At 56.3% G+C, this 1,351-nt stretch carries 1 protein-coding gene; it reads left to right on the top strand.

Annotated elements, in window-relative coordinates; all coding sequences use genetic code 11:
* Nucleotides 1-186: 186 nt before the first annotated feature.
* Nucleotides 187-1,326: an IS4 family transposase gene (locus tag ACEN88_RS31840; protein ID WP_413346176.1), complete on the top strand. Its 1,140-nt coding sequence runs from the start codon at nucleotides 187-189 to the stop codon at nucleotides 1,324-1,326.
* The last annotated feature ends 25 nt before the right edge of the window (nucleotides 1,327-1,351 follow it).

Genomic DNA, 1,351 nt, shown 5'->3' with positions numbered 1-1,351 from the left:
CCTGAGCCTTCCCCTCAAATTTTTGTTGTAAACAGCTTGGGAAGCTGTTAACTTTCAATCCCAAAAACGGCGCATGCATGGCTGTGTTAGCCCTTTCGTTCGTAGCTACCAACTGCGAACAAAGGGGAACAGGCCATGCATGCACAGCGGATCATACAGGAGTTACTTCAAGCGCAGTGCCCATCCATGCACGCCAAGCGACGCGAGTGTTTGGCGGCGATGACTGATGCTGCGGCCCGTGGCGGTCTCGGTGTGGTGAAGATGGGCAAGGCGATCACTGGCCAGACTAGTTTGCGTCATCGCATAAAGCGCTGCGATCGATTGCTGAGTAATCCGCAACTAGCTTCTGAGCGCCTGTTAGCGTATCGAGCGCTGGCCCGACGCGCCTTGCACGAGCAGGTGCGTGTTTGCATCATCGTCGACTGGTCCAATTTGCTGAATGACGTAAGCCAGCACGTTCTGCGTGCCGCATTGATCGTTCGTGGACGAGCCTTGGTCATCTACGAGGAAGTGCATCCGACCGAGCTGTATGGCGCCGCTTCGGTTCACCGGGCTTTCATGAAGAATTTGCGCTCGGTGCTTCCGCCTGGGTGCCAGCCCATCATCATTAGCGACGCAGGTTTTCGGGCCACATGGTTCAAGATGCTGAATGAGCTTGGCTATGCGTGGGTCGGCCGCATCCGCAACCGCGACATGGTGAAAAAGAGCGGCTCATGTACTTGGCGCAGATGCAAACAGCTTTATGCCGACACCAAGGGAAAGGCACGCGACCTGGGAGATTTTCTTTATGTCCGCTCCAATCCAGTGGCGTGCCGTCTCGTGCTCATTAAGCAGCCGCGCAAGGGGCGTCAGCGCAAGACCGCCTTTGGCAAAAAGGCGCGCAGCCGTCACAGTATCAAGAATCAGGCCTCGCAACGCGAACCGTGGCTGCTGGCTTCCTCACCATCGCTATCCCGGCTAAGCGCCGACTCCGTGGTCGACTTGTACAGGTGCCGCATGCAGATCGAACAGACTTTCCGGGATCTCAAGAATGCGCAATGGGGTATGGGACTGACTACTGCACAAACGCGAAAACCTCGACGTTTGGCTGCGTTACTGCTCATCGCGGCGTTACTTGGCTTTGCTCTGTGGTTGATTGGCTTGGCCGTCAGGTGCGCCGGGTACCGCATTGAATACGGCAGCCGTAAAAAGGCAGCAACCACGCTGTCAATCCTGTCGTTGGCACGCCATTGGCTGATCGAGCCTCACGCAACCAAGCTGACACGAAGTCAGCTTGCCGACGCATCGTCAGAGCTGACTTCCATGATGCTTACCTATGACATCTGAGCAAAATTTGAGGGGAAGGCTCAGG

The organism is Massilia sp. CT11-108 (assembly GCF_047302915.1).
GTDB classification, from domain to species: Bacteria; Pseudomonadota; Gammaproteobacteria; order Burkholderiales; family Burkholderiaceae_D; genus Telluria; species Telluria orientalis.
The sequence above is the reverse complement of the archived record's forward strand: the minus strand, read 5'-3'. Positions and strand labels throughout refer to the sequence as shown.